Origin of the sequence: Paenibacillus sp. FSL R5-0928 (assembly GCF_037970385.1) — a bacterium.
Taxonomy (GTDB): domain Bacteria; phylum Bacillota; class Bacilli; order Paenibacillales; family Paenibacillaceae; genus Paenibacillus_AQ; species Paenibacillus_AQ odorifer.
The window spans coordinates 4,366,378-4,390,269 of record NZ_CP150225.1; the positions used below are offsets into that span (position 1 = coordinate 4,366,378).

Annotated in this window: 29 protein-coding genes; 3 read left to right on the top strand and 26 right to left on the bottom strand. The window is 44.8% G+C overall.

The window, feature by feature from the left end; all coding sequences use genetic code 11:
* Positions 1-59 precede the first annotated feature (59 nt).
* Positions 60-1,739, bottom strand: coding sequence for a YifB family Mg chelatase-like AAA ATPase (locus tag MKZ16_RS19535; protein ID WP_076106367.1), 1,680 nt, complete (start codon positions 1,737-1,739; stop codon positions 60-62).
* A 243-nt stretch (positions 1,740-1,982) separates the two neighbouring features.
* Positions 1,983-2,168 (bottom strand): hypothetical protein, encoded by a 186-nt coding sequence (locus MKZ16_RS19540; protein ID WP_076316347.1) that lies wholly within the window; start codon positions 2,166-2,168, stop codon positions 1,983-1,985.
* A 75-nt stretch (positions 2,169-2,243) separates the two neighbouring features.
* On the opposite strand from MKZ16_RS19540, the gene MKZ16_RS19545 reads away from it, so the two are divergent.
* Positions 2,244-2,459 (top strand): helix-turn-helix transcriptional regulator, encoded by a 216-nt coding sequence (locus tag MKZ16_RS19545; protein WP_076316346.1) that lies wholly within the window; start codon positions 2,244-2,246, stop codon positions 2,457-2,459.
* A 221-nt stretch (positions 2,460-2,680) separates the two neighbouring features.
* Positions 2,681-2,872, top strand: a complete 192-nt coding sequence (locus MKZ16_RS19550) for a hypothetical protein (protein WP_076316345.1) — start codon at positions 2,681-2,683, stop codon at positions 2,870-2,872.
* Between the two features lie 162 nt (positions 2,873-3,034).
* Here MKZ16_RS19550 and MKZ16_RS19555 read toward each other — a convergent pair whose 3' ends face one another.
* Both MKZ16_RS19555 and MKZ16_RS19560 read right to left on the bottom strand, forming a co-directional pair.
* Positions 3,035-3,343 (bottom strand): hypothetical protein, encoded by a 309-nt coding sequence (locus MKZ16_RS19555; protein ID WP_076316344.1) that lies wholly within the window; start codon positions 3,341-3,343, stop codon positions 3,035-3,037.
* Between the two features lie 208 nt (positions 3,344-3,551).
* Positions 3,552-3,851, bottom strand: coding sequence for a hypothetical protein (locus MKZ16_RS19560; protein WP_076316343.1), 300 nt, complete (start codon positions 3,849-3,851; stop codon positions 3,552-3,554).
* Between the two features lie 74 nt (positions 3,852-3,925).
* Here MKZ16_RS19560 and MKZ16_RS19565 point away from each other — a divergent pair, with 74 nt between their 5' ends.
* Positions 3,926-4,441, top strand: a complete 516-nt coding sequence (locus MKZ16_RS19565; protein ID WP_339814502.1) for a stalk domain-containing protein — start codon at positions 3,926-3,928, stop codon at positions 4,439-4,441.
* Here the strand turns inward: MKZ16_RS19565 and MKZ16_RS19570 are convergent.
* From MKZ16_RS19570 to MKZ16_RS19675, 22 genes are all read right to left on the bottom strand, one after another.
* Positions 4,435-6,474, bottom strand: coding sequence for a phage tail spike protein (locus tag MKZ16_RS19570; protein ID WP_339814504.1), 2,040 nt, complete (start codon positions 6,472-6,474; stop codon positions 4,435-4,437). The two genes, MKZ16_RS19565 and MKZ16_RS19570, sit on opposite strands and share 7 nt — an antisense overlap.
* Positions 6,475-6,485: 11 nt before the next feature.
* On the bottom strand, positions 6,486-7,004 hold the full coding sequence (locus MKZ16_RS19575) for a phage tail domain-containing protein (protein WP_076275430.1): 519 nt from the start codon (positions 7,002-7,004) through the stop codon (positions 6,486-6,488).
* Positions 7,005-7,074: 70 nt separating this feature from the next.
* Positions 7,075-7,350 (bottom strand): holin, encoded by a 276-nt coding sequence (locus MKZ16_RS19580; protein WP_339814506.1) that lies wholly within the window; start codon positions 7,348-7,350, stop codon positions 7,075-7,077.
* A 3-nt stretch (positions 7,351-7,353) separates the two neighbouring features.
* Complete coding sequence (locus tag MKZ16_RS19585; RefSeq protein WP_339814509.1) at positions 7,354-8,208, bottom strand: M15 family metallopeptidase; 855 nt, start codon at positions 8,206-8,208, stop codon at positions 7,354-7,356.
* Complete coding sequence (locus tag MKZ16_RS19590) at positions 8,180-8,626, bottom strand: phage holin family protein (protein ID WP_076316032.1); 447 nt, start codon at positions 8,624-8,626, stop codon at positions 8,180-8,182. The genes MKZ16_RS19585 and MKZ16_RS19590 overlap by 29 nt, the downstream gene beginning before the upstream one ends.
* A 90-nt stretch (positions 8,627-8,716) precedes the next feature.
* Positions 8,717-8,851: a hypothetical protein gene (locus MKZ16_RS19595; protein WP_256715915.1), complete on the bottom strand. Its 135-nt coding sequence runs from the start codon at positions 8,849-8,851 to the stop codon at positions 8,717-8,719.
* A gap of 50 nt (positions 8,852-8,901) precedes the next feature.
* Positions 8,902-9,459, bottom strand: coding sequence for a hypothetical protein (locus MKZ16_RS19600; RefSeq protein WP_339814511.1), 558 nt, complete (start codon positions 9,457-9,459; stop codon positions 8,902-8,904).
* Between the two features lie 12 nt (positions 9,460-9,471).
* Positions 9,472-12,198: a hypothetical protein gene (locus MKZ16_RS19605; protein ID WP_339814514.1), complete on the bottom strand. Its 2,727-nt coding sequence runs from the start codon at positions 12,196-12,198 to the stop codon at positions 9,472-9,474.
* A gap of 14 nt (positions 12,199-12,212) precedes the next feature.
* Complete coding sequence (locus MKZ16_RS19610; RefSeq protein WP_339814517.1) at positions 12,213-12,608, bottom strand: hypothetical protein; 396 nt, start codon at positions 12,606-12,608, stop codon at positions 12,213-12,215.
* A gap of 12 nt (positions 12,609-12,620) precedes the next feature.
* The gene (locus MKZ16_RS19615; RefSeq protein WP_339814520.1) at positions 12,621-13,214 is read right to left on the bottom strand and encodes a phage tail domain-containing protein; all 594 of its coding nucleotides are present in this window, start codon (positions 13,212-13,214) and stop codon (positions 12,621-12,623) included.
* On the bottom strand, positions 13,211-17,695 hold the full coding sequence (locus MKZ16_RS19620; protein WP_339814522.1) for a phage tail tape measure protein: 4,485 nt from the start codon (positions 17,693-17,695) through the stop codon (positions 13,211-13,213). Before MKZ16_RS19620 ends, MKZ16_RS19615 begins: the two co-directional genes overlap by 4 nt.
* On the bottom strand, positions 17,692-17,955 hold the full coding sequence (locus MKZ16_RS19625) for a hypothetical protein (protein WP_339308830.1): 264 nt from the start codon (positions 17,953-17,955) through the stop codon (positions 17,692-17,694). Before MKZ16_RS19625 ends, MKZ16_RS19620 begins: the two co-directional genes overlap by 4 nt.
* A gap of 32 nt (positions 17,956-17,987) precedes the next feature.
* On the bottom strand, positions 17,988-18,335 hold the full coding sequence (locus MKZ16_RS19630) for a hypothetical protein (protein ID WP_076219194.1): 348 nt from the start codon (positions 18,333-18,335) through the stop codon (positions 17,988-17,990).
* A 5-nt stretch (positions 18,336-18,340) separates the two neighbouring features.
* Positions 18,341-19,135 carry a hypothetical protein gene (locus MKZ16_RS19635; RefSeq protein ID WP_076277280.1) on the bottom strand — a complete coding sequence of 265 codons (795 nt, stop codon included), beginning with the start codon at positions 19,133-19,135 and terminating at the stop codon, positions 18,341-18,343.
* A gap of 5 nt (positions 19,136-19,140) precedes the next feature.
* Complete coding sequence (locus MKZ16_RS19640; protein ID WP_339814527.1) at positions 19,141-19,521, bottom strand: DUF3168 domain-containing protein; 381 nt, start codon at positions 19,519-19,521, stop codon at positions 19,141-19,143.
* A complete protein-coding gene (locus tag MKZ16_RS19645; protein ID WP_339814530.1) occupies positions 19,521-19,946 on the bottom strand; it encodes an HK97-gp10 family putative phage morphogenesis protein in 426 nt (141 codons plus the stop codon). The genes MKZ16_RS19640 and MKZ16_RS19645 overlap by 1 nt, the downstream gene beginning before the upstream one ends.
* Complete coding sequence (locus MKZ16_RS19650; protein ID WP_339814533.1) at positions 19,946-20,305, bottom strand: phage head closure protein; 360 nt, start codon at positions 20,303-20,305, stop codon at positions 19,946-19,948. Before MKZ16_RS19650 ends, MKZ16_RS19645 begins: the two co-directional genes overlap by 1 nt.
* Entirely contained in the window at positions 20,283-20,543 is a 261-nt protein-coding gene (locus MKZ16_RS19655) for a hypothetical protein (RefSeq protein ID WP_339815951.1), read from the bottom strand. Before MKZ16_RS19655 ends, MKZ16_RS19650 begins: the two co-directional genes overlap by 23 nt.
* Before the next feature lie 53 nt (positions 20,544-20,596).
* Positions 20,597-20,785, bottom strand: a complete 189-nt coding sequence (locus tag MKZ16_RS19660; protein ID WP_339814536.1) for a termination factor Rho — start codon at positions 20,783-20,785, stop codon at positions 20,597-20,599.
* A gap of 34 nt (positions 20,786-20,819) precedes the next feature.
* Positions 20,820-21,974 (bottom strand): phage major capsid protein, encoded by a 1,155-nt coding sequence (locus tag MKZ16_RS19665; RefSeq protein WP_339814538.1) that lies wholly within the window; start codon positions 21,972-21,974, stop codon positions 20,820-20,822.
* Between the two features lie 24 nt (positions 21,975-21,998).
* The gene (locus MKZ16_RS19670; RefSeq protein ID WP_339814540.1) at positions 21,999-22,745 is read right to left on the bottom strand and encodes a head maturation protease, ClpP-related; all 747 of its coding nucleotides are present in this window, start codon (positions 22,743-22,745) and stop codon (positions 21,999-22,001) included.
* The gene (locus MKZ16_RS19675; protein WP_339814543.1) at positions 22,738-23,883 is read right to left on the bottom strand and encodes a phage portal protein; all 1,146 of its coding nucleotides are present in this window, start codon (positions 23,881-23,883) and stop codon (positions 22,738-22,740) included. Before MKZ16_RS19675 ends, MKZ16_RS19670 begins: the two co-directional genes overlap by 8 nt.
* Between the last annotated feature and the right edge of the window lie 9 nt (positions 23,884-23,892).

A 23,892-nucleotide genomic window follows, 5' to 3' on the forward strand; every position in this document is an offset into this window, starting at 1 on the left:
AACGGTCCATAATATAGAGCAGCGATTCTCCCATAACGGGAATCGCTGCTCTTTTATCTTTATTCCTCCGCTATTACCTGCCGATCCAGATTACGGTATTGCACAGCTTCCGCGAGATGTGCAGAAGAAATATCCTGTGCACCCTCTAGATCAGCTATGGTACGGGATAGCTTAATAATCCGATCATGCGCTCGCATGCTTAGACCTAAATTCTCCAAAATGTCATACAGCATTTGAGCACTCTCTCGGTTTAGGCTCGCATATTTCCGAAGGGAAGCACCGGAAAGTTCACTGTTCCATGAAATCGCCAGTCGTTTGTAACGTTTAGCTTGGATGGCCTGAGCAGCCAACACCTCCGCACGCATATCTGCTGACGATAAAACATGCCCCTGCCGATCCCATTCCTTCGGGCGGGGAACATCAACCTGTAAGTCGATCCGATCCAATAAAGGACCAGATATTTTTGCCCGATATTGGGCAATCCTGGCAGGACTACAGGTACAATTTTGCTGGGAGATACCGCTTCCAAAAAAGCCGCAGCTGCACGGATTCATCGATGCAGCGAGCATGAATTTGGCAGGAAAAGTAAAGGAAGCTCGGGCACGACTTATAGTAACCACCCCATCTTCGAGGGGCTGTCGCAGCACTTCAAGTACATTCCGAGAGAATTCTGGCAATTCATCCAGAAACAGAATACCTCGATGTGCAAGACTTACCTCACCTGGCTTGGGAATACCGCCCCCTCCAATTAATCCGGCAGAAGATATCGTGTGGTGTGGAGAACGAAATGGACGACTTCGCAGCAAACCGTTGTGTGCATCCTTCAAATTTCCAGCCGCACTAAAAATTTTGGTTACCTCCAGCGCCTCACTGTCCGACAATTGCGGAAGGATACTGGGAAGGCGTTTGATCAGCATCGTTTTGCCTGTGCCAGGTGGACCGATGAGCATAATATTATGCATTCCTGCAGCCGCGATAGTTAGTGCTCTTTTCACATGTTGCTGTCCAAGCACATCACTGTAATCATCCATTATTTCATTCGCTTCGGAAGAAGCAGCCTCAGAATCAGAATATATAGGGTTATATTTGAGATGCTCTACAGAAAGAACAAGCACCGGAGGTTGTTCTTTTGCCCCCGCCCCCATACTCACGGATACAGGAAAAGGAAGTAGTGATCCTTCAGATTCTTCTATAGGAACTAGCTTATCTATAATCGGACCAAAGCTGGCCACAGGTTCAGCAGCATTCACTAACGCTTGCAAATGGTTGAGGGTGTAAACATTCATGCCACTGATTAAAGCAGCTTCTGCCGCATTGCCCTGCGGGAGCAGAACGGCTTTAAACCCGCTTTTACGCGCTGCTTCAACCATCGGCAGCACACCCGATACCGGACGCAGACTGCCGTCGAGCGCAAGCTCTCCAATTAAAAGCATCTCTTGAGCTGAAGGCATAATCAACTGGCCACTAGTTATCAGTATGCCTAAAGCAATCGCTAGATCAAAAGCGGAACCTTCTTTACGCAGGTCAGCTGGGGCAAGATTGATCGTAATACGCTGCTGTGGATAGCGGTAACCGCAATTTTTAACGGCAGCCCTAACTCGTTCAACAGCCTCGCGAATTGCTGAATCTGGTAAGCCAATGATATTCGTCTGCGGCAATCCATTTGCAAGATCGATTTCCACACCAATCATTACCCCTTCAATCCCATACAGACACGCGCTAAACATTTTCCCATACATAATAAAAACACCTCATCTCCTGAAATACACCCTAATTTGGGGTGTCATAGCTTCAAGAAAAAAGGTGCTTCCTTATTTGATGGTTTTCAATCCATTCAACTTTGAAACATTGTATTCCCTTCTGTATCAAGGGTTTAGGTCGCTTTCTTTCTCGCTAATTCTCACATTAAATAACTCCTATTCAATCCATTAATATTGTGTCATTGTGGGCAAAATGTGGGCGATCACAATAACCTTAATACATCAGTGTCTCTTCTCAGTCATAAAGGTTTCAAGCGATGTTAGGGAAGAGATCACACTTTGCAATTCAAGTGCTGCTTCTTCCTTAGAACATCCGTTTTTTATTTCAAGTTGCATGAGAACATGCAGTACATCACTTTTAATTTTGGACATCATATATAAATATTTTGTATTGCTATGACATTCCATAACGAGTATCCTCCTAATCAAAGTGTATGTTATAATTCCTCGAACGCTATCATCTCGAAAAGGAGATAGATTTGAGTGAAGCTCTCCCGCGGGAGATGCCGACTGAGATACCTGTTAGCTAAATCTAAAATGACACAAGCCGAATTGTCTCGTAGGACTGAATATTCTCCACAACAGATATCGAACTGGGTTAATAATCGAGAAATGATGTCTTATGACGCTGCCGCCACAATTTCTTACGTTCTCGGCTGCCAAATGGAAGATTTGTATGAGCTAATGCTGTTACCCTGAGCCGGTCGGCTCTCCCAAGGGTTTATATAGCCATAACTATAGATTTTTCATCTCATTTAAACGAAATCACCTCTATTTTTAATTTAAATAAGAAAACCTGTTCGATTATTGTATTATTTATCTCTGGAAAATACTGTCGCTAATTGTCGAACTATCATTCGGTAATTAAATACAAACTTTAACAATTAAGACCAAGTTCATATAACAAGGGGTGAACCTTAATGAAAGAAGATAAACAAGCTGAACTCGAATGTTTTACTGAGGTGATTCTCAAAAAAGGAGTTTATGATTATTATCCCACTGTAATTGAATTAATAGCATCCATTGTCGAAAGTGAAAGAACACCATTCGCAAAATTACGGGCTGTTAAAACAGTTCTAAAAGCATTGTCAAAGATAATTGAAACTATCTGATAATATCAAATAGCAGCCGATATTCATTTCGTTTTAACGCAATAAAAATACAAAAGTCCTAATAATGATTGGTTGAAGACTCATATAATTTCATTATGACGAAAAGCAATACAAAAGTCCTGACTCATTTTTTGATTTATTAATTGTAGGTTTGAGAATAATCTAATATTTTGTCCAGTAATCGATGTTGCTGCCATCGACGCCCCATTGCACCTCTTTTTGTGTCGTCTCGAACCTTTTAAATCGAGGATCAGGCCTTTCCCATCCCTCAATTATGATCGCCATCTCGGGCGGCGTGTTTGAATTCCACTCGATGTAATTTTCTTCAACCAGTTCCTGTAATGCTGCTTTAATTGGTACCGGCATGCGTCCGCTCAACCTTTCGAGCTCTGGCAAAGATGGCATGTGGGCGTGATGATTCGCTGAGTGGGTCATAATCATAAGCAACTTCCGGGCTGTATCACTAAGCAAGAATAACACCTCCAAAAATAAGAACATTTGTTTGCATTATAACTGCTATAAGCGTTTTGGGCAATGATTCTAATTTATTAAAATAACGTAAAAAACCCGCAAACCAGTATTAGGTTGCGGGTTTTTGCAATAATTTCTGAAACGCCAGCTCTTGAATTATTCATTAAGCCCCCAGCCAAGGTAATTCGAAAAATGCCGGACGACTGGTTTAATTAGCTTTATTCATGTGAATTACTATACTTCCATCTTCCTGATAAATGATATTGTTGGATATTGGAGATAATCCGAAGTTATGAGCACCACTAGTGGCCGACTTCTTCTCCGTTTCCCGTTTATTCAATTCTTCACGCACAATTCGCCGGATCATTTCTTCGTCGATGAGGTGCGTTTCTTTAGACTCTTTAATTTCAACAGGATTAGTATTAATGACTTCAGGACCTGCCATCCCAAATGAGTATTGCGGTAAATTAATATCATGGTGATGAACGATTTCTGGTTGTTTGTCCATTCTCATTCCCTCCCTAAAACTTCTGGCAGATTATGCCGTATAATATGGTAATATGAAACCAAGGAGTGATTCTCTTGAAAAAAGCAATTATTGGACTTGTAGCAGGAATGTTGATTGGATCGGCAGGAATGGCCGCAGCCGCGACCACACCAACCGTTCAGGCTGCCCTTGCAAAGTTCACATTTTCTGTTGATGGCCAGAAGCAAACGCTGAAGAATGATCCACTTGTATATAAAGGCACTACATATCTACCAGTACGCGAAGTAGCTGAAATAACAGGCTATGGGCTGGAGTATGACAACACGAAAAAATCCATTGATCTTAAGTCGAAAGGAGGAACTGGAGTGAGTGCTACAGAAAACTGGATTACCCTCGATGAACTTAATGATCGAGGAGTAACCATTACGGGAAATTTGACAGATACTATGATTCTAAAAAATGAAAAACTAACATTGGAGATACCTTTGCCAGTCGTAAAAAAAGGAGTCTACTCCGCAAAGACAGACCTTGGAAGTATTGAATTTAATTTTAGCGAAACTGGAACGAAAATTAACTTAGAAGACCTTAAAGCTGCTGGAATCATTCAATAGTTACCTCCGCCTCTCGATGCCACAAATATTTGAGAAACTACAGTAGCCGCTATGCGCCCAAGATTATTGGGCGTTATTTTTATGGAATGATACTGCCCTCGATTCACCTTCCCGCTCCCATCTTTGCTTAGATACGGTATGATATCAATATCCTCTCCGCTAATATCCGTGAAGGGAACCGCATTTCCATCCACCTCTATAGTTATTGCCGTTGGTACTGGCCCGGCATAAATCCCGTATTCAATTCCGTGCGTGTGCGCTGGGATCTGGTGTGTATGCTCCATGTTATGGGTATGGCTCATATCGTGGGTATGATTCATGTCATGGGTGTGATCCATGTCATGCGTGTGGTCCATATCGTGCGTGTGGTCCATGCTGTGAATATGGTCAGGAATATTAAAAACATGTCTATGAGAAACGAGACCGTGCGCATGATTATCTGCACCAACAAATGTGACGAAACCACCTCCAGGAGTTGAAAGTTGCGTTCCTGATGCAATACCGTGATTATGTGCTCCTACTCGCTGTGAAACTTCTGGAACTCCGTAATTGTAGTCAATATCCCATAGTTGTTGTCCGACATCAGTGTTGATTTGTCGCCCGCCCGATGCTGTTGTATCACGAGTGCTCGGCCCTGCCGTATCCCTTGTACTTGGTCCCGCAGTATCTCTCGTGCTCGGACCCGCTGTCTCCCTTGAGCTCGGCCCAGCTGTTTGTCTGGTACTTGGTCCTGCTGTTTGTGTACTGCTTGGACCGGAAGAGACTGACGGGGCCGAGGCAATTGCCTTACTATAAGCCCGAAACGCCTCCACCTGAAACGACAACATGACTTTGTTGATCCGCGCTGTCTCCTCTGGAACATAGAACTTTAGGATGGCTGGGTGTGTGGGATCCGCATTATCTGCAAAATCGCGTGTATCAAGATTTGTAGCCCCTTGAGCATAAGAATCGTTTATGTGCTGCCTGTTCTGTAAGTCCGCAATGCTTCCAGCTATATCCTCTATTCGGTTGGCGATCTCGATCTGAACATCACCGGGAGCTCCGATCATATCCCCTTTACCAACATTAACAACCCGAGCAATAAAGTCCTCTCCAAGCTCGTCATCCTTCACTCTGATTCTTGCACCCGTCTTAAACTTATATATTTGCTGACCAGTCAGACGATGGATTTCAGATGCTCCAACGCTGTAGGAGATACGGGGCACTTTTAGCTCATTAAGAAGTGTCTGACAGCGTGCAAGTAGTGTCTCTGCATATTCAAAGCGTCTATCTACAAAGATGGATGAAAGTATACCGTGCTCAGCTTGAGCTGCTGCATCTTCTATATAAGGTAACCCGCCGTTGATATCTGCGAATGTCAGTTGATTAACACCTTCACCGAATCCAAGACCATATAGCCGAGTACATAGGTTAGTTGGATCCACTACCTTCTCAATCTCAGTCATGTTTACACCGTACCGAATGTAAGCCGTAACCTCTTCATTTGGCTCCACAAGGTTTAGAGTCCACGGAAATGATGTGGTGTCCCAAGTCCATTGATATTCAGAGTCGAAAGGCTTCGGCACTGAGAACAAAGCCCCGAGCAGTGTATCGTTTTCCCAATTGTATTCAAACTGCCGACCGAACCCGACTGTTCCAAGTTTCCAGCGTGGTACAACTTGCTTCGATAAAATGTACTGAATTACTTGATTAGTGTATACGCCAAGGTTGCCGACTGTATGAGATTGAAATAATACGTCATTCAGCAAGGTAGCCAGTACATGCTCACACTCATATTTGATGACTGGTCCACTCTGGTTCCGGTTCATGGTATTCGGTACAATGCGGAATAACTCCACTCGCTCGTTATTGTCATATAGTTCTACGAAGTAAAACGGCTTACACTCGGCGTTCTTGGGATCATCTCCCGGTAAGCTGAAGGCAGCTGTCCATAACGAGTTAAGTGGCATGCTGTATTCGATGTTAAATGCGTTCTCAAGTAAAGCCACACGCCGCATCTGAGCGTCATAAATTGTTACTGGTGCTTTAGGCATCTAGATTCCCCCTATATAAATTTATCCCGGTGTGTAATCCGGATTAATATCTCACGGCCAGTTGCCGGGTCTGTGTAGACAATGTTGTTATTGCCAAGGTTAAGATCGAAGAAATCTCCGTCCATCATGTGCAGGGCGTTCTGTCCGTTTTTGGTAAACGTGAGATTTTTAGAATCAATAACTATGCGATCACCCGGTGCAAATGATCCGGTGAATACGATCTCGTCCATGTGGTACCGGCTCCCGTTTGCGGTTAGCGTACCAATACCGTGCATGATGGCTTGGTGTAGTCGTTCGCGGATAAACGTAGCCTTCATGCCGCCCTCTCCGGTCATCTTGGCAGCGAAACTTATCTCCCGTACAAATGTTGCTTTCAATCCTCCCTCACCATGTAGAGCCGCTGATCCAGTTGCAATGATGTTGGCTCCAGCTTTCAGATTGCCATCACCACGCAGGACAGCACTCCCGAACACAAATACTGAAAATTCACGGTTAAAGGCAATACGGTTAAATGATCCTCTATTAAACATAGACACGCTCCTTTACCTGAAAATAAAATAAGCCCCACCATTCAGGCAGGGCGTACTAATTGCTAAGTCATTATTTAGTCGTTCCATCCCTCTTACTAAACGCTAGTTCAAACAATCCCGTTGCCGATAGTCCAGCTAGACCACCCGCCCATAATCGAAGCACTAAGCCTAACTCTGTAAACGGATAAGCAACTGCGCCGATCAACAGGCCGATGACTAACCCAATCAAGGGCAATATATTTTTAGGCACGTTAAACGAAGTCTTTACGAACTGCACTCCTGCCAACACAAAAACGGCGATCACCGAAGCGAACGCCAGTACATCGGTTAAGTTTTGATTTTCCATACTTTACTTGTCCCCCTTTTGTTGTGCTGCCAGCCCAAGCCGATACAGAATTGTAATTATCCGTGCTTCCGAATATGTTGCTGATCCCGGTGTATCAATAACTGGCTTGCCATTGAGGACCGAAGGCGTGCATGCGAATGCCTTTAAAGCTTCATGCGACCATACAGGTGGGTTGGTGTTCGTCAACTCTAGCAGTATTGTGCCCAGTTCCTTAATCTCCGCAGCCTGCTTAAGAGACTGTTCTTTAAGAACATCTTTGCTATTGGTCAAGCCTGTTACGACTTTCGATAGTTCCTTCACTTGTTCTTCAAGTTCTGCAACCCTACTCATATCTTCTTCCTCCCCTTTTAGTCGATCTATAATAGCCGTCGCTTTTGCCATAGCGATCTCTGACGGCTTAGCACCCGCACGTAGTTGTGAGGTTGTCATTCCAAAAGTGATTTGAAAATGTGGTGCATCCTTAATCGAGACAAAATCACCACCCCATTCAAAACCAAGAGCTTTAGCCTCCTGAACTACCTCCGTCCAATCAGCTACCTTGTCACCATCACCGTCACGTTTTAAATCCCATGATACCTGTTTCCCATCTGGTAGTAACAATGCGAAGTCGATAGCTAGTCCAAAATTATGATAACTGGTCCCGCCCTTAGCGTTGGTCACGATGTTTCCTGGCTTAGTGCGCCCCTGTGCATATAAAGCGTCTTGTTCGGCAATTGTACGTAACCCTTGAGTTATCAAGATATGCACTCCCCGAGCGTAACAGCGTTCAATTAAAACTGTTGCAGCTGCTAAAACTACGGGATGTAAACCAATCAATCTCGTAGATGATTTACTCTTTACTTGATCCAGCGTCAACATCGTTCTTCCCCTCCTTCTTTCCACCAGATTTAGACTCCAAGACTGCAACAGCATCCCGCAGGATTGGCGGCATAGGTAAGCCCATTTTCCCAGCGTTCTCAATAATGCTCAAAAGCTCGTTTGCCAAATAAAAAAACACTACTGCATCCCGCAAGTAGTGCATGTCACCGAGTACAACGTCTATGAAATGAGCGACCACAACAAACATAAAAATGGATACTTTTTTCGCCACACCAATGTAACCCTTCATACTTCTTAATTCTCCGTTTATCCAGGCGGCGATCCATCCTGTTACAAAATCTACGCATACTAACACAAGAAGTGCTTGTAACATAACAGTCCATCCTCCCCAAATGTATCCAACAACAACGCCTGCTGCTGTTGATACAGCTTTTATGATTTGAGCCTTGTCATCCATACGCCCCCGCCCCTTCTATCTCTGATTTTAAAAATAGCCCCCGGGGATCCGAGGGCAAAATAAAAACGCCTCAATGGGCGCCAACTTTATTTATTCTTCTTCAGCAAGGAATTCAAGTCCGCTATCAACCAAAATTTCTTTTACTCCTGGTCTCAAAGTCGATGGAACCTCAATATATTTGGTCTTACCTAAGATTACGCGCTGTGCGAAAAACATAGCCATCATGATGTCACCCCCTTTCCTCTTTGACATGAACCAGTAAAAAATGCGCGCTATCATTGGTATATCTGCATTGCCATCTCAGCAATGATATCCTCAATAAAATCGGCACGTTCAGTTATTGCGTTGTTCTGAGCTTTTAAGAGCATATTTTCTTTTTTTAGCATCTCAATTTCTGAGAGTTCTCCGGGCTTTGTCCTTTCTGCAATCTCTTCTTGTGTTAAGCCTTCGACCCATAGGTTATCTGGTTGTAGTGGGGGAATAGGCGCTTCCTTTACTGGTTCCACCTCTTGGCTAAAGTACCATTCGTTATATGCTGCCTGATACTCATCAAGTTGAACTTGATATGCATTCCATGCGACCAAATCAAATCGCGGATGATACAATCCGGCGGGCAACGGAATGCCTACGAGATAACCGATGAGCTCTCTAGGCTGTTCTGGTTCTTCGGATACGTCCAGCTCATCTTCAATCTCTTCGTCTTCCGGCAGCTCAGGCGCTTTTTCTGGCTCTGGCTGGGCATAAATAGGGACGACCCCTGTTAATGAGTCGTCCGGTTCTACGTCCTCTATATAGAAACCTTTTAGGTCTACTTTAGGTATCGCTTTGTTCATGATATCCCTCCCTTAATCTAGTGGAAACCGCAAACCATCAAAGAGTACGTTGCGTTTACTCGGTACTGATAACTGCACAATACCGTCTATACCTACATATACCCCGATGGCTGAGGGTGATAATGCCCCAGTATCCCCCCAAGATGTTGTAGGAAGATTAACAAAACTTAATGGTCGAAAGCCCGCAGGTAAATTCATAATAATCGTCCCACCCGGTGCATCGATAACGTTGTAAAAAGCAAAACCTTTAAATTCTACATAATTACCGTTCTTACGATAGGACAGTTGATTTCCCGTAAACCCATTAAGGAGTGTAGAGGGAGTAATCCATGGACCTGCATCCTTTTCCGCTTTCTTAGCAGCTAACGTACTAACAGCTGAGCTTATCTCTATTACTGCGTCTGTTAAATCATGTAACTGTGCCTTCTCAGTGGCTGCGTAAAACCCGGATACACTTGGTACTGGTGATTTATCCAGTTTAATATAAGAGACACTGTAAGAGGCGCTAGGATCGTAGTCTGCTGCTGGAATAGTAGCTAACTGTTTTCCGAAGGCTGAGACAAAATCAAGAACCATCCATCTGTCGTCTTGTCTGCTATCCCTAAAAATACGCAGTATCTTATCCGCTCTGTATTTTAGGGTGTTTCCAATCAGCCCCGCGTTATTGAGGTGGTACTTATTCCCTGTTGATTCCCATACCGGGGTTGCACGCTCACGTGATACATACCCACTACCTACCTCTATAAAGTTATCTCCTTCAAGTAGTGACAGGCTGCCATCTTCTTGAACTGTCTCCATAGTTACGGCTGCAAGGCGGTATAAAAGTTGATATCTACCAGTCAGGCTATCATTTGATGTTAAAGGGACTACGAATACTCCCGACGCTTCTACTATGCCTCCAGCATCATTCTTTTTCGCCCACGCTTTTGTTCCAGTTCCTGAGTATACGTTTGTTGCTGCTGGCTGACCATCTGTGTACATCCTCCATCCATTAAAATAAGCCTTAATTTCGTCAGATGTAGGAGTGTAGGAGTCTCCCCAACCGGAGTCACTGTTGGCAATCGTCACTTGAAAAAGTTTGGTTGCAGGTCCGATAAGAGAGTATTTATCCGCTGCATCCCACGCATTTGCATACACAAGAGGAGTGCCGTTGTATTTTGAAACAAAATAGGATCCTGTCAGTGCTGTAGAATCTGAAATAGCAGTCGTTATACCAACTCTTTTGAACCCTGTGTAGTTAGAGGCGTTTCCCCACGGTAAGGTTCCGTCCAATGCCATCTCACGCCATAACTTCGTTACCTCATACCGTCCGTTAACCTCACGCAGTATATCCGGTTCGCTGCCATCCGTTGGGTTAGCGTGTAACTCTACTCCGCTAAAGGCGATAAGGCTGTCTTCACGGGGCTGGAATGGGGAGACCGTGCTGCCGATTTCGAGTTGCCAGTCTTTAAAATAGAAAGTGCCGATAGCTGTACACACTAAAGTAATATACAGAGTTGTATTAGCGCCACTGTTAAAAGTTACAGTTTGAGCCGTGGTACTGTTAACTACGTTTACTGCAGTATCTCCACCAACTACACGTATTGTAGCATTATGCTTTACCGATAACGTGTACACTGTGTTCGGAATAACTTCTCCTACAACTCTAGATACTTGATTAGCTGAACTCGAAGCGAATATTAAATCATACGGTCCGATTGGCGTGGCGATAGAACCAAGTAAGCTTGGCGTTGGCGGCAGCAGATTCTTCCCATACCGTCTCACCCACAACCCATCTACTCCATTAATACCTGGAGGCACATAAGGTAAGAGACGGTCTATAGCTTCGCCTGTGATTGTGGTTCCAATAGCTGCATAGTCTGCTGCGGATACGGCGTATAGGCGAATTTCATCCATGTATGTTACGTTTGTCCCACTTCCCGTAGATCCTGCTGTTAATCTATAGCCCGTTCCTAGTAAAGTGTTGTTGGTGGGTATTTTAAAATATACAAATTGCCACTGACCAAGCAACGAGACATTGATTGACATATTGTACCTAGCGGTCATAGTACCTACATCTCTTAGCGCGAGGTTAAGAGATCCATCTACATAGGACTCAATAAACACCCATCCCGCCATCACGTAGTATTTTGACGCATCTAGTGGTGTAGTGAAGTCTTTAGTTATATATGCGGCACCAGCAGACGGCGAAAATTTAAAGGCTGTGCTACCACTACGTTTTTGAGTCGATGATAGGGTGGTTGCGGTAGTTCCATTTTGTGTCCATCCTACTAAACTCTCTCCACTCCCAGCCCCACCAAGTAAATCTATTAACGTCCTACCCTGTATCTTTAATCCTTGTAGTCTAGCGTTCTTTGTTGCGTTTAGAATTTGCTGACCTGCTGATAGAATGACATCAGTTGTAGATTCCGAGGTTACTCCGGAAAGGTCCGTTAGGTTTTTGCGAAATGCTTCGTGATCGTAGGCGGTGTAATAACGGGCAACCTTCGAGCCGATAGCCCAAGCCTTTGGCGTCGTTCCATCAAATCCCCGCGTACACCCTGTTAGAGAATTCCCTGACTTTCCCGTATAAAGAATAGTCTCTGAACTCTCATCAGTTCCGATTGTAAACACGTTTGGGGCTGCTGGCAGCTTTGTTGCATCTACCACAGCTATTGTTGTAGCTGCTGCCGTGAGTGCCGCTGATAGCTCAGTTCCCGGCGAATTGGCTATCGCTGGATACATAGTTTGTTGTGCCAATAGATTCGCCCTCCTTAGCTTAAATCAATCGCGATTTGACCAACCAAAAATTTAAAAATGTCATTTACTAAAATGCTACGCGGATCACCTAATGGCCCATAATACAATAGGTTTCCGCCTGTTGCTGCGTCCCGAATTCCTATGTGCGTGACTTGCCCCCATATAGCAGTTGCCACGGGGTATGCAATTTCTGCACTATTCTTAATTGTCTGAATGCCTCCAACAACCGCAGGAGCGCCAAAAGTTACAGCCTGTCGCGCGTAAGCTCCACCTGTCACCTCTTGACCTGTATCCGCTGCGGTGGGGTTACTCGTATATAAAGCGACGTGTACAGTTGTTGGGCGTGTGTAATTCGTATTTCTAAATACCTGATTCAGCAATGCACTAGCTAAATAATTTGATACGTTCAAGATTAACGCCTCCTATTCGATTTGATATTCATTTGTAATCCTGAAATTCGACAGAGTATTGAGCCCATTATTGGTTAAGGTAATAACTGCTTCCGAACGGATATTGCCGCCTGATTGAATAATCAGTGTAGTCGGTGAACTGGTGATTACTTGCTCCGTGATATGCTCTTGAACCGAATAAGCAAACGGGTCGAAAGCTACCAATTCCAGTTCGAACATACCAATGCTGTTATATATCAACCTCTCCAATGAAGCTGATCCAGCATATCTGACCAGATAGAACTTATCCGGTTCAAAAGCACGTCTTAGTTCCATTGTTCTGGGTCTACCATTAGCATCAGTCAGATGCCTTGCAAGAGCCCTTACCCGTTGTTGCAAACCTGCTGCACTTGGTAAATCGTAATTAGTACCATCCGCAACAAATGCACAAGAAAAAGAAAAGACGCGTTCCGTGAGGTCCGCGCCAAAGTCATATTGTCCGTGTTTACCAGCTATTTCTACATTCATATCTCGTGTGCTAGGGAGTAAGGGGTCTTTGGTCTCTTCAAGCACTCGAAACCCTAGATCTACGTCCCGAATACCTCCGAGAGTGATACTACTTGTCATGGTAATCCTAGCCCCCTTGTTGCCTGAGTGAGCGAACTCATTTGACGGCGTGATACATTGGTCTCTATTTGTTTGCCATCCAGATAAATGTTATTGTGCAAGACCATATCCCTATCACCCAGCAAACCGCCTTGCGTTCCATTGGAAGCTCTAGCATCATTCGCTAATGGTTGAATACGGCTGTCAATTGCACTAAGGCTTGGCGAGCTGAGATCCATAGCAGCGGCATCTGCCATGTCCTGCGCAGCACCTTCGACCGCTGACATTTGGCGTTCCATTCCTAGAGCCAAGCCCTTTCCAATAAACTCCCCTATCGCAATCATTACGCGGCTTGGAGACTTGATCTTTAGCGTATCCTTTATGCCATCTGTTGCCGCTTGAGCCGTGGCTGATGCCGCGTTGTTGATTGCTGCGGTGCCTGACTGCATGCCTTTAATAACACCATTGACGATCTGTAGACCGTAATCCTTGGCTTGAGCTTCCGCCCACTTCTTTTGTGCGGCCGTACCGTTAGCCAACAAGCTATTAAGATAGGCAATCTCATTAGACATGTTCGTCGATGATGTTGCCGCCTTTGCTGTTTTCCCCACCGTAGCAAGGATTTCATCCACCGCTGCCTTGATGCTGTTCTTCGTGCTGTTAAGCCCACTCAATAAGCTCTCACCGAAGGATTGACCAGCATCCTGCCATTTCGGATTATACTCTGTGAGTAGGTCGATCAGCTCCTGATTGTTACTGTCGAGCATCAAACGCCGTACCTCAGCTTGTAAAGCCTCTTCGGTGTTGAGCGCCGTGTAATGAGTCTTGGTAGAATCCATCTGAGCAGTAAGGCTGTCAGTAGTCGCTTGGGCTTTCTTCTCTTCTGTGCTCTTCTTAGTCTCATACTCCTGTTTCAGCAGCTCAGCCTTTTGTTCACCTTGTGTCTTAATCCGAGTCATTTCAGACTTCAGATCATCAATCTGAACCTGGCGCTGTTCCAGAAGGTGTTTCCGCTCCCGCTCGGCGAGCATATCATTAAGCTCTTCCTGTATCTTCGCTCTTGATTCAGCAGTATCGGCATCAGTTAATTCTTTCTGTTTGTCAGCAAGTTTCTTTTGGTAGGCAGCTTCTTCTGAGGCTTTGTCCTCAGCTTTAGTCAGACCCTCTATGCTGTCGATCTGATCTTGCAAGCCCAGTAGCTGCGCCTGAGTCTGAGCGTCAAGCGTCTTAATCATCGCTTGATATTCAGCGTCATATCCTGCGATGATGGCGTCTGATGCTGCCTTGTGCTGGTCAATGCGCTTTTGTAAGGCCTCTGTAGCGACCTTTTCCTCTGCTGAATACCGAGCCTTTAGAGCAGTTACGGCAGCTGTGCTAAGCGTTTCAATTGATTTGACCTGCTCGTCATATAGCTTTTTTGCTTCTGCCGCTGCTTCTTTGGCAAGATCAGTCCGGATCTTATTGACCTGCTTATCAATAGCAATGCGCTCAGTGGTGCCAACCTTATAGCGAGTTTGAAGCTTCTCCCATGCCGCAAGCTCCTGCTCAAGGGATATCTCATTGGCTTGTTTCTTAGCCTCGATGTACGTCTTGGAGGCTTCAAACTGCTTCTTGGCCTCAGCAGCAGCTTCCTTGGCGATCTGGTCATTTGCCTTTTTGATTGCAAGATTAATCGTCTGAATTTGGGCGCTGGTCTTGGCGTATGCAGATTTGACCTTTTCGAGTGAGGCGATATAAGCCGTTTCATCAAACTCACCCATTTTGTACTTATATTGAGCCGTATCTAAGGCCGCATTGAATGCTTTGTTTGCTTCCGCTGCTGCTTTAGTCGCTGCCGCCGCTGCTGCTTTCTGCGCTTTGGTTGCAGCTGCCGCAGCAGCCTTTTGAGCTTTTTCAGAAGCTTTATTTGCGTCCTTAGTTACTTTCTCCGCGGCTTTGGCAGCTGCTGCTCCAGTCTCACCAGTTAGCTGTTCGATTGCCGCTTTAGCCTTACCCTTAGAATTGTTTATCCCTACAGCAAGTCCCTCAGATATGTTTTCTCCGTAGCCGGTTGTCAGCCGGGAAGGCGAGTGAATACCAAAGAAGTTTTTAATCGAGTCACTGATTTTGGTGGCTACTTCTTTGGTTTTATCCACCACAGCGCTCGCCATACTGCCGATACCATTGACCAACCCTTGCATGATTTGTTTACCGATTTTAGCGAGGTCGATACCTTTGAAGAAAGACATGACCTTGCCCCATATACTCTCAATGACTCCTTGAATCGTGCCGAAGATATTTTTAACGCTACTGAGCATTCCTTGAAAGTTAGCAGTTATGCTATTCCATATGCCCTTTGCAACTCCAACAACCGCTTGGGATAACGACTCCCATATAGATGCACCCAATGTTCGGAGTCTGGTAAAAATACCAATTCCCTCAGTGAACATATTTTTAAAGAAATTGATAACTCCACTGACCATTTTAGAAATTAGGCTATTCGCAGATGACTGTAATCCCTTGAAAGCATTAACTATACCTTCGCCCATGCTCTTCATTAAGCCAACACCAGATTTTAATAGGTTGGTGAAGAGCGTCTTCAGTCCTCCGAGAAAGTTAAGAGTCATTAATCCCACGATGAAATCAATCGCACCACCGAGCAGCTGCTTAATGCCTTCCCACATCTTGCTCCAGTCCCCTGTAAAGAGTCCGGTGAAGATCTTAATGAGACCCATTATGATGTCTAAAGCGCCGCTGATAACATTCTTGATGGCTGTCCATGCCATGTCGATGATGAACAAGATGGCTGGCATAATGAATTCGATAACTTTTTTTATTGCATTAAAAGCGTTTGTCACTGCTTGCAGAATCTGTGTGCCGTTTTCGTCCCAGAACTTTTTAATCTTATCGATCTGTCCCATGATGAAATCGCCAATGACTCCCCATGCAGAAAGAGCGACACTTTTTATAGATTCCCACGCAGAATTTATAGCATTTCGCACGGTTTCGTTTGTGTTATAAAGATAGGTGAGTCCAGCCACCAACCCTGCGACACCTGCGATTATCAGCGCGACCGGACCCGTTAGCGCTGCGAATACTGGCATTAGAGCAGAAACCGAACTAACAACATGTCCAAGAATTACAAGCAAAGGACCAATAGCAGCAGCGATTGCCGCTATCGTGATAATCAACTTTTGCGATTCTGGACTAAGCGAACCGAATTTCTCAGCAATACTAGCAATTTTGTCGATCAGTGGTTGCATGGAATTGACTGCTTCTAGCACCACAGGCATGATAGCATCCCCGATAGTTATAGCGATATCGCTCAGTTTGTTCTTAAGAATCTGCATTTGACTGGCAAATGTTTTATAACGTTGCTCTGCTTCATGGGTTAGGGCCGAATTTTCATCCCATGCTTTATTTGATAGATCAACAGCCCCTGCGAACAACTCACTAGCATTACCTGCACGCAGTAAGCTGTCCCGAAGGCGGATTTCAGAGATGCCCATTTCCTCCAGCATGTTAATAGCGGAGGTTCCTGCTGAATCTGCATCACCTAGTCCGTTAATAAATGCACCAAGAGCACCGACAGCATCATCTTTGAATGCTTTACTGAATTGCTCTGATGTCATTCCCGCAATCTTACCGAAGTTCTGTAAATCAACTCCACCGTCAACGATGTTACCCATTTGAGTTTGAGTCATGCCTAAAGCATCCGCCAAGGCTTTAAATTCCTTGCTGTTGTTGTCTGCAAGTAATTGCAAATCTCTGAGTGACATGCCTGTCGCTTGTGTGAGAGCATCCATTTTGTTCATTCCTGATGCAGCTACTTGCATACGGACCATAACCCGAGAGATTGCCGAACCACCCATTTCCGCCTCAATACCTACGGATGATAGAGCAGCTGCTAAACCTAAGATATCAGCCTCAGACATACCAACCTGCGAGCCGGCACCAGCCAGTCGTAAAGCCATATCTGTGATTTCAGATTCTGTAGTAGCGAAGTTATTACCAAGTGCAACAATCGAGCTTCCCAGTCGGTCAAATTGGTCTTGTGGCATCTTAGTGATGTTCGCCAACCGCGCCAAGGCACTAGCAGCTTCGTCACTGGTCATATTAGTTGCAACACCTAAGTCAACCATCGTCTTAGTAAATCCGAGGATCGCGCTAGTTTTGATACCCAACTGTCCAGCCGCTTCAGCTACTCTTGCGATGTCAGATGCAGATTGAGGCATCTCTTTCGCCATATTGCGGACCCCATCACGCAACTGAGCAAACTCAGCCTCCGTAGCATCAACCGTCTTCCTCACACCTGCAAAGGCAGATTCAAAGTCAGATGCAACCTTAAGTGAAGCACCGCCGACCGCAACGAGAGGAACCGTCACGAGTGACGTCAAAGATTTACCCACATCAGCCATGCCCTTGCCGAACTTATCTACTGACTTCTGCGCTTGTTTCATTGCATCATCTAAGCCAGTGTTATTCCCCAAGATGTTAATGACTAGATTGCCAAGTAAACTCATGATTCCCCTCCTTCCGGCCGCTTGATGCGGCTACCATACTTCTCACGGAATGCCGCTCGGTCTGGCGTTTGATTGCCATCTCCCCGAACTCGGCGTTCCTTCTTCGGCTGTTCTTTCGCACCAAAAAGGCCGACCCCAATGCGGCCGACCAAGATGTTTGATTTATTCTCTTCATGCTCCATCCCGTAATCGTAGTACATCATGATCTGGGGAAAGGACATGTGATCTAACATATATTCAGGTGTTGCCCAGGAGTACATTGCACCCATTCGCGCAAAAATACGCCCCAGCTCTATTGGCTGGGGCTCACCTCGTTTTTTCCTGATTCGTCGCCTGCTCTCTCCTTCAGTGGAGCTAGAACGAAATCTATCAATTTTATTAATTGTTCAAAATCAGTGTTGTCAACAATCCATTCCTCAGTGATTTCAGGAAAAGATGGCTTACAGATACAAATGATTTGTTTGAGAACAGCGGAAAAGCTATCATCCCCACCATTCTTTAGTTTGTCTTGATCTTTTGCAATATCCAAAGTTACTCGGGAAGGAATGCGAGATACATCAATGCTCTTCCCGCTCAGAATAACGATACGTTCGGCAGGGACAACTTTATCTAAGTCAAGAATTGTTGGTTGTTTTGACATTATTATTACACTCCCTGTTCATCGTAGATTTCGAATAGTTGTTCGCCAACAGCTCTGGATGAATCTAAAGTACCGTTCATTCGAATTGGCGTCATTGCAGGATCCTCGGCATCCGCTTCAGGAAAGGTGATATTTAAGCCACCTTCTGGTGTAGCTTTGTAGATTGTAATCTGAAATTTCTTGCCTTCATCATCATAGTTAGTGATTCGAGCAACGCGCGGCTTGAAGGTACCCAGACCTCCTGAGAGGAAACGTTGTGCAGAAAGTGGGGTAAATGTGTAGTTAACCGTCACGGCGTCACCTGATACGATAGCACCGCCAGCAGTACGGGAAATAACGGTATAACCTGCACTATCAACAGCCAAAACATAATCCGTGCCATCCACTAGCGTAGTCGCTCCTTTCTTAACCGTTACCGCTGTAACGACTGTGCCGGCTCCATTCTTGTTAAGCAATCGTTTCTGAACTTGACTGGTCAATGTAACAGATTCTCCAGTAATTGTTTTTGGAGTTCCTGCGATGGTTTCTAGCTTGTCTATTCCACCACGAACTGTCGCTAATGTGGCGAGGTTGATTTCCATCAAGTCTCCCTCAATACCAGCTGCGTGGTTGTTAATACCTGTCTTGATTACACCTGCATTGTCGCTAGTTACTGTCATCTCATCCCATGTTTCCTCAAAAACAATGCCGTTCATCGCCCCAAGGTCAATGAGACTGTTCACATCTTCGCCAACCTCGAACTTTGCGGAACCGAAACGGATAGAACTTGCTTTCTGAACTGTTGTCATATTACGTCCCATATTTGTTATTCCTCCCGATAAATGATTTTAAAATCTGTTGCTATGTGGTAGAGCTTTGTGCCGCTCTCGTACATGTCCCTACTGCCTTCCCAAACGCCTTGCAAAACCCTAACCCCACCCATGTTCCCTTTATAACGTTGGAGGGCACTACGGATCTCCTCTGCCAGTTCCTTTGCCTCACCATATTTAGTTGAGAACACAGAGAACTGAAATCTGGGATAAGCTACCGAGATATTATGATGTGCTACTCCTGATATTTGGAGATAAGCGATGGCTGGATAAGTTGGTTTCTCAGGCAGCCAGCCGGGATAGATTCTATTACCGACAAACGATTGAATCTCATTGATGGATAGCAAATAATCTCTCAATTTTGTTTCTATAGCCATTAGGCACCCACTCTCTCAACCACAGCCTTGACGCCCTCTATTAGGAGCTTTCGGACCCTTGCACGACTCTTGTCCATCGCCGGACGCATGAACGGTCGTGGAGGTTGGTGACTGCTTCCATACTCATAAAAGGTAACGTAAAAAGGGGCAGACGCGGAGATATCTCCATTGCGTGCCCCTACAGATACATTTGCGTAATAGTTACCTTTTTTCGATATCCCGATATTCATTTCAAGCGAGAAACGAGTCTTTCCAGTCTTCCCGATAGGCGCTCTCGAGTCTGCCTCTCGAAAGACAATTTCAGCAGCCTTCGATATAAGGTCTCGTATCTCCTTTGTAATCTCTGCATTAGCTCGCTTAAGCTGCTTAATTACTTCCTCCGCACCATCTACCCGAATATTTGACCTTGAACTTCGTCTAACCATTATTGATGCTCCTTGCACATCAATTGCAGCTCACGGCGATTGAATTCTGGATGGATGATGTAAAGGATTTCGAACTCCGTTTCCTTGTAGCGCACAACCATAGTGCGATCAATCCCCTCTCGGTACCTAATGCGGATACGGGTAGTGACATCGGCGGTAACCTGTGCCGCTGCTGCGCGATCCTGCCCTCGTAAGGGTTGTATGGCAGACCAAATTTTACACACCTCTGAAGCAGTATCCAAAGGTTGTCCCCATTCGTCCTGCGCTCCTTCTCCAGGCGGCAGCAAGATGGTGATACGTTTGTTGTATTTCCCGCTGTGAGTACTCGCATTATACTTATTTTTCTGTATTTGAATCACCTTCTACTGCGATGGCTTCAAGAGCTTTGTCCAGGTTAAGATTATTGATATGTGTTAAAAAATTGGTATAGAAATATTCCAGCGCATCGTTGTACACATACCGAGACCGCTCAAATACCAATTCCTTAAAACGCTCATCAGAATTGATGTCATAATCCCCGCAAATCTTATTCAGATCTTCACATGAAGCCTTTAGGATCCGCATCAGATTGCCATCCTCTTCGTCATCAAGGTGCATCCGGTCCTTAAACTCCTGCAGGATAACTGGAGTGATCTCTACTGCCAATGTCCTCACCCCTTATCATCAGGAGTACCTGCGATTTCTTCGATATAGATTTTTTCATACTTATTTTTCGGTGTCGACAGTTCTTTCAACCGCGCCTTAGTGGCCTCCGCCCCTTCTTTTGGATAAACATCACCGATTTGATAGGTGTGCCCATCATGCTTAAGGTCCTTGAATTTCCGGATTACTTTATACATGTCGATCCCTCCTTTCTCAGAGAAAAGACTCCTATTATGGAGTCTCATCACCGGCGGCAAACTGGATATCGAGATCGTATAGCAAAGCGGCCTTGTTATCCTTCGGCTTACCGTTCGCGAATTGTTTGATCGTGTATAGCATGGCGTCTTCAATAGCTAAAGTTTGATCGAATTTATTGAGTTTATATCCGCCGGCGATAACCGCGATATATTGTCCTTTCACAAAGAACAGCGCTTTGCCAACTGGAATTTCCTCAGACTCGACAACTTGGATGTTATACGGCAATGCCGTAACCCATTGACCGTTAGACGTTTGAATTGTATTGCGCGCTTGAACGCTAATGGCATCAACTGGGTTAACAACCATAACAACTTTGTTCAGCACCTTGCGTGAATCACCTTTTTCATCTACAGCCAGCGCCTTGATAACGTTATGCAACTCACCGGAAACAACCTCGCCAAATTGAGAAGGTGCAAACGTCAGCGTGCCAGAAGATGTTTTATCGGTCACAGCGCCGTTAGAAGCAACGTTCTTCATCAAGCCAATCGGTTCATCCTGGGCAGGTCCACGACCATTCACAAGACCATATTCAAGGCCTACTGAGTAACTTTCAACAAGGAGGGTTCGAACATAGCGTTCCACCCATTCCGGACCCAAATCTAACATATCTTTGGGAATCACAGCAAAAGCTGTGAGCTTCAATTGACCGATTTGTTCTTCGCGGAATGCCGCGCCGACTTGGCCTTTGATTTCACCAAACAGTTTCCCCCATGCGAACGTTTTTGTTGGGTCGGCATAAATGAAGCGTGTCACCGCGCCCATATCTTGCAGCCCAATCACTTCAAGCAGTGGATGTTCTTCGACCAAATCCTCAAATACCCGCTCCTGTGTGGTAATAGGCAGGATTGTATCCTCGGCAAATCCGCCTGTCAAAATGACTTCGTTGAAGAATTTTCGTTCTCTGGATGTCAGAACGTTTTGACCACGTGCGGACAAGATCTGGCTGTCGATGTTTTCGTCGCGCACTTGCGTTGTGATCGTATCAGTCAGATCAGTGACCAGCGCGTCCTGCATTTCGTTCCATGCCGTAGCCTGCTTTTCGGCATCTGCTCCATCCTTAACGAAAGCCATGTAGGCCGCCTTCTTGCCTTCAAAGTTCTCCATCTTGCCTTTAAGTTTCATTGTCATTACTAATAACCTCCGTTTTATAATTTAAAAAATGAACCGCGATCCAGCTGTTGCAGCCGGATTTGGTTCATCCTTTGAGGAATTACTTTTCAATTGCTGGATTTCATTCTGCATATTGGCTAATTGCGTTCTGAGCTGCGTGATTTCTTTATCCTTGCCGTCGGCCGCTGCCGTAGAGGTAGCAAAGCCGATGTCTACAGCCTTTTGAGCTCCGTACCAAGTTTCAGCATCAACCGCGCTTCGAACTTCTTCTCGGCTGACATTTGCCTTTGTCATATAAATATCAATAATGCCTTCTTCGAGCTCGTCCAAAACATTCGCTTCTTTCCGCATTTCCGTTTTGGTACCCCAAACAATTGAACTTGCTTCATGAATCATGATCATTGATCCAAGACCCATGACCAATTCATCAGCAGCCATTGCAATAACTGAAGCTGCGGAACACGCCCAACCGTCTACATTAACCGTTACCTTTCCATCGTGTTTCTTCAGCCGGTTATAGATTGTAATGCCGTCAAATGCATCACCTCCAGGGCTATTAAGATGGATTACAATATCCCCAGTAATGCCTTTGAGCGCATTATCAATATCAGAAGCCGAAACTGAATCTTCCCAATACGAATCCCCAATCAAACCGTAAATCGTAAGCTCGGTGTTTCCAGCTGCTTCATTGCGCAATGTTTCGAATTTACGTTCAACCCGCTGAAGTTGCTCAACATACGATTGATTTTTAAAGGACTTGAAATAATCCCGTTTTGTAAACTTACGCATTCTCTCCCTCACCTCCTTCCTCAGAAGATGCGGATTCATAATTCTTCGTAAGGACATATTCATTAAGTGCAGGAACGTCCACTGGTTCATCTCCCAACATAATTCTGATTTCATTCCCATTGTAAGTACCGCTTGCTCGGAGTTTATCCACTGCATTGGCAACTTCCAGAGGATTCATTTCTGCAACTCCACGCACCTCAAGCCTCGTCCCACTCATATAGTCTGATTTAAGGATGATTTTTGCGCTAAATTCATCCTTTATCTTTTTGACTAACGGATTGATGCAAAATTTTATATACGCCTTGATGGCAGTCTCAAAATCAGACATCTCTCCGTGCACCAATGAGGTAGGGATTCCGAGAATATTAGCTACATCATCGATTAGATCTCGTTTTAACTTCGCCAATTCATCAACAGATTTCCCGCTCTTACTCCCGTCCGAAACCTCGTTATACTCAAACCCCTTAAGCTTAGGTACAATTGCGATGGTGTTCTTCCGAAATGAGTTAAATAACTTGTCAATGAATGTCTGAAGTTTCGTTTGAGTCTCTTCGTTCAATGATTGAGTAGCGTCGACATTTACCGTGCCTCTTATTTGGTTACTATGCTTCCCGCTTTCGATCATTCGAGAAAACAACTCCGCATAGTCGTCAAACATACTTTCCATGAACATGGTCAACTTTTCATTGTTGTAAGTCAGATATATGACCTCATCCATGCGGAATGTTCTCTTGAAAGTGTAATCTTTGACAGTTACATCCCTAAAAGCGTCTAAGTAAACCGCATATTCATCACGGGAAAAGCTATCCGCGATCAGCAGATCGTTATCATCAGATAAAATGACTAGGATCTCGTTGTCATAAATCAACCTGTATACGAACCTTTGCCAAAAATCAGCCGCTGATTGATCTGTATTCGGTCTTACATTCAGCAAATAGTCCCAGTCATTACGCTGACGTTTTCCATCCTTCATGATCCGAAATTCACTTTGGCTAATGGTCCTAGCAATAAAGTTGATACATGTTTCAAGCGACATTTTCTTCAAATATGATTTATGGCTTGCATCATAAGGAATATCCAAATCGAATAACCACTCAAGTTCTTTGTTACGCCTAAAAACCGTCTCCAAGAAACCCATCTTTTATGA